Origin of the sequence: Paraliomyxa miuraensis (assembly GCF_026337845.1) — a bacterium.
Lineage (GTDB): Bacteria > Myxococcota_A > Polyangia > Nannocystales > Nannocystaceae > Paraliomyxa > Paraliomyxa miuraensis.
On record NZ_JAOVZF010000110.1, the window covers coordinates 1 to 4,565 of the forward strand.

Genomic DNA, 4,565 nt, shown 5'->3' on the forward strand with positions numbered 1-4,565 from the left:
AGCTCGTCTTCCCGTTCCATGGACACGAAGGTCCCGGCCCGATCGCGCGCCTGCAAGACGGGTCAGGGCGACCTCGTACGCCGCGCCTGCAAGACGGGTCAGGGCGACCTCGTAGGCAGCGTGTGGCTGCGGCGGAGGGGCTCGCGGTCGTCAGTCGCCATGGTTGGCTGCTCCCTTCCGTCGCGAGGTGTGGCACACCGGCCCACTCGCCCGAGATGGATCTGTCCGTCGGTCGTCCTTCGGCCCTCCGCGAATGAGGGCTCGCTTCTCTTCGATCATGGGTGCTCCTCGCCCGGTTGTGGCGGGCAAAGTGCGGGTGCCCCGAAGCCACAACCTCCGGGGCTACGACCCGGGCCCCGACTTCGCCCGGGAAGGTGCACCGCCAGGGCAGAGCTCCCCAACCGGCACACCCAAGAATCGCTCGCTCTGCTCCCCGTGTGGAGGGAGGAGAGCAGCGTAGTGCAGATACATCAGCGCATCAAGATGCCTAAGGCCTCGGATCAGAACTAACTGATCAACTCCCGCTGATCGCCCCTCGGTCGCAGCTCGTAGTTCCAGTCGCCGTGGAAGTCGTCCCTGTGCAGCGCGAGGCTCTCCATTTCGGCCTTCGAGACCTTGCCCCCGGTGGGGTACTTGCGCTTGTCGAGCCTGGCTCGCACGCGCAGCCCCTTGGCCGTCCGGGTGTGGCCGATGAGCTGCACCACGGTCTCGAACGTTCGGAGCGGTCGCCCTCGCCAGTTCTGGGTGATGTAGCAGAAGAGCCGATGCTCGATCTTGTTCCACTTGCTCGTCCCGGGCGGGAAGTGCGAGACCTTGATCGTCAAGCCGAAGTCGTCGGCGAGCTTCTGCAGCTCCGCCTTCCAGACGCGCGAGCGGTAGCCATTGCTGCCGCCGGCATCGGCGGTGATGAACAGCTGGCTGGCCTCGGGGTACGCCTGGCTGCCCATCTTCGTCCACCAGCGCCGAATCGCGGCGACAGCGAAGGCCGGCGTGTCGTGGTCGCACCCGACGCTGACGTAGGCCTCGTTGCGGCCCATGTCGTAGACGCCGTATGGAATGGCCTTGCCGATCGCATCGGTCGGGAAGTCGTGAACGAGCACCTTCTCGGGTTCGCGCTTGCGTTGCCACTCCCGGCCTCCGTTCTTGAAATCGCCCACGAGCTCCTTCTTCTTGGTGTCCACGGAGATCACCGGTTGGCCGCGCCCGAGGAAGTCGTCGGCCGTCGTGTTGATGTGCTCGAACTGGGCGTTGCGGTCGGGATGAGACTCGCCCTCACGAGTCTTGCGAAGCCCCCGTTGGCTGTAGCCCATCCTCCGCAGCATCCGCCCGACCCAGGACACACTGGCCGTCCATCCCTGGGTGGCCAGCTCGACCGCGAGGTTCGCCGCGCTCTTGCACGTCCAGCGCAGCGGCGACATCGGGTCGCCACGGGTCAGAGGCTCGACCAGCGCCTCCAACGCCTCGGGCAATCCCGGCTGAACCTGCTCGAGCTTCGGACGTCCCGATCCTGCCCGACGCAGGCGCTCGCTGGGCTCGATCCCCGCTTCGAGCTCCTGCCGACCCTTGCGGATCGTTGCCCGTGCGATGCCCGTCGCCGCAGAGACCAGCGCGTCGCCGCCGTATCCCTGCGCCACCGACTCGGTGGCGGCCCACAGTCGCCTCGCCCTCTCGTCGAGGAACCCCGACAACGCCTCGTACTTCTCCCTGATCGTGGTCTCGGCCGCTGTGTCGCGTCGCATGCCGATCGGCCTTCGTCACCCAGACGAGGTGGCAACTTCGATCATCCGCGAGGCCTAAGCATCAACGCATCAGCCAGAATTCTGCGAAAAGCGCGCGAACGGCCTCGAGTATCGGCCAAAGGGCGCTCAGGACAGGTATTCGCGCAGCGCCGCGACCACGACATCCGAGAAGTCGCAGTCATCGTCGAGGGCGCGCTGCTTGGTCGCCTTGTGTAGCGAGGCCGGGAGCGTGACCGTGGTCCGCTTCTTGGCGGCGCTCGGCTCCGCGGGCTGGGCCGGGGCGGGAGAGCGGGGGGTCTTCTTCTTGGACATGAGCGAGGTGCGCGACGAGCGGCCGGGGTAGGGATCGCACGTCGGGGGGCGGATGTCGAGGGCGGGGACCTTGTTCACGCATCCCCACCGGGGGCGGGGGGCATATTGGCCCCATGGTCCCCGTCCTCCGCTGAGAGAGCACGGTCTTCCAGCGCTCCGACCTCCTCTTCCAAAATGGCAGCCCGGTTTCGCAGGTACGGACCGAACACCACCGCCGCCTGAGAGCCCTGGCGGCGATCCGATGTGAGGTCCGCGAGAGCCTGTAGCGCCTCGCACGCTGCCTCGAGTGCGTTGGAGTAGATCGTTGATGCTAGCCCTCGCGCGGCCATCTTCTCCGAGAAGGTGACTAGCCGGTCGCGTAGCTGGGCCCAGGGAGCCGCGGAGGGGGAGTACGCGAAAGGACCACCGAGCGTCCATGGCCTGCATGCCCGAATGATGTCCGCCACAACACGCGAGCACTCCGGGAAGAGCAAGTCGTCTGGAAATGAGTCGCCCAGAATACGCCGAAGCTGCGACATGAGGCGGACACGCGATGAGGAGAATCGGGCTACGTGGTCTTCCTCGTTTCGCTCGGCTGTCGATGCTGGCTCGGCTCTGGGTTTGTCCGGTACGGACGAGATACGGGCGAGCACCTCCCTCGCGGCCTCCTCCCGGCGCCTCGCTGCTTCGGTCCACTCCGTCTCAGCGAGCTCATCATCCACCGGAGCGAGTTCCGAGTCAGCATGGTACTCCTTGTCCAATTCATCGGCAAGCCCCCTCAGTTCTACGGTGGCCCACTCCGCGTATTCGACAAAGGCATAGCCGAAGATCTCCGGCAGCGGCTTCGCCCCGTCTGCCAAAACCTGCGCAATACCCCGGCTCTCTTCTGCAAGGGCACCGTTCACAAGCGGAATATCGTCGAGACGTCGTTCCCGTTTGTCTAACTCGTCCCGCATTGCCGACGACGCATTCGCGAGTTTCTCGGCCAAGCTCCCTAGTTGCCCCCAGTCGGGAGGCGCGTTATGGGTCCGCTGGTGGCACTTGGTGGCATCGAGAGCGGCATCGAGATCCCGCAGCATGTCCCTGAATAGGACGTCCGCGAACGCCGCAAGGTGCTCTGCATCCCGCCTCTTGAATCGCTCGACGATCGCGGTGAGCATCTTCGTCATGGCCTCCTGCTGCCGTTCCGCGAGGTGCCGCACGTCGATGGTTTGATACTGATCACTCTGATCATGGCCCGACGTCAATACGTCGCATTGTCCTACTGACAGGGTCAATCTGCACACCGCATGGAACTCCTCCGGTAGCGTTGGCTGGTATGCCTCCGCCAGGGCGACGATCCGCGCGACATCTTCGGGTTCCGCGCCGATCTCATCCAGTATCGCCTCGAGGTTGCGATATCCCGCATTGGTACGGGTGGGGTGTCCGGCAATTCGGTTGCGGAGAAACCTTATCTCGCCCAACTCTCTATACTTCTTCCGGTTCACCTTCTTGAGGCCAAGGCACTGTGCGAGGACCTGGGCCGCATCCTGCTGAATGATGAAAGCCTGGAAGACCCCGTAGGTCGCGAGGTATAGGGCTCCCTTGTCAGTCTCATCTGCGTCGAAGTACGCAGCAATGGCGAGCTCCGAGTCCTCGAGAGCGTCCAGGCACGCCACGATCTGGAACCAGCGGCCTCGTGGCGTCTCCAGCCTTTGTCTCACCCGTTGCTGGCAGAGCATCTCTCGGATGCCCTCCGCTAGACGGTGCACCACGGAGGTTTCGCGTTCGCCCATTGATCTAGAGTACCAGGGCCGCACGGGGTCGAAGCAACGCGGGTGCGGACCTTGGGGCGGGCACACGGGTGGGGATTGTAGCGGATGATCGCCGTGGGGAGTCGTGCCCCCGACGCGGCCCTCGGTGACCCGAACGGCCCACTGGCCTGATGTTCAACGCAACGCCGCGGAGCGCGCAGGCAGGCTCACGAGTGGCGTGCTCGTTTGCGAACACGATACCGTCGTACCAATCTAGTTTTCTGTTCAGTTACTAACAGCGTTTTGAGAGCGCACCTGTCGATCTTCGGTCGAATCTTCTTCGATTCCGTCGACGGGCTCTGAGAGACTCCGATGGGGCAACATCGATGGATGGGAGCTCGCCACAGCGCAATTTCGATTTCGATGCTGCGCTCGTCGTCGACTCGGACCGTGATCACGGTCAGGTTGTGCGTGCATGTCTCGAGGGGTGCACGCTCCGTGGGGCCGTCCACGTGACCAGCAACGTCAGTGGTGCGCTCTCACGACTCGAGGGATCCAAGATCGATCTCGTGTTCATCGACACTGCCCTGCCCTCCGATGGCGCTCGAGAGATCATCGAGGCGACCTTCCGCCTGCCGTCCTCTCCCCTGCTGATCGCCATGGGCCTCACCTCCGACTCGGCCTCGACAACCTTTGCGCTGGCCAAAACCGGGGTGCATGCGAATTCCGACGCGATCTGGGCACCCGTTCCGGCCGAACCTGGGCGCCTGTTCCGACGCACCTGGGCACGCATTCCGGAGCA

The 4,565-nt window shown here is 64.6% G+C and carries 4 protein-coding genes; 1 reads left to right on the plus strand and 3 read right to left on the minus strand.

Going from position 1 to position 4,565, the window contains the following annotated elements; all coding sequences use genetic code 11:
• Positions 1 to 506: 506 nt before the first annotated feature.
• The 3 genes from OEB96_RS00595 to OEB96_RS00605 form a co-directional block, all read right to left on the minus strand.
• On the minus strand, positions 507 to 1,739 hold the full coding sequence (locus tag OEB96_RS00595; RefSeq protein ID WP_266213422.1) for an ISAzo13 family transposase: 1,233 nt from the start codon (positions 1,737 to 1,739) through the stop codon (positions 507 to 509).
• Between the two features lie 126 nt (positions 1,740 to 1,865).
• Positions 1,866 to 2,129, minus strand: a complete 264-nt coding sequence (locus OEB96_RS00600; protein WP_266213423.1) for a hypothetical protein — start codon at positions 2,127 to 2,129, stop codon at positions 1,866 to 1,868.
• Complete coding sequence (locus OEB96_RS00605; protein ID WP_266213424.1) at positions 2,126 to 3,805, minus strand: hypothetical protein; 1,680 nt, start codon at positions 3,803 to 3,805, stop codon at positions 2,126 to 2,128. The genes OEB96_RS00600 and OEB96_RS00605 overlap by 4 nt, the downstream gene beginning before the upstream one ends.
• A 470-nt stretch (positions 3,806 to 4,275) precedes the next feature.
• On the opposite strand from OEB96_RS00605, the gene OEB96_RS00610 reads away from it, so the two are divergent.
• The coding region (locus OEB96_RS00610) for a hypothetical protein (RefSeq protein ID WP_266213425.1) at positions 4,276 to 4,565 on the plus strand (290 nt) is incomplete at its 3' end.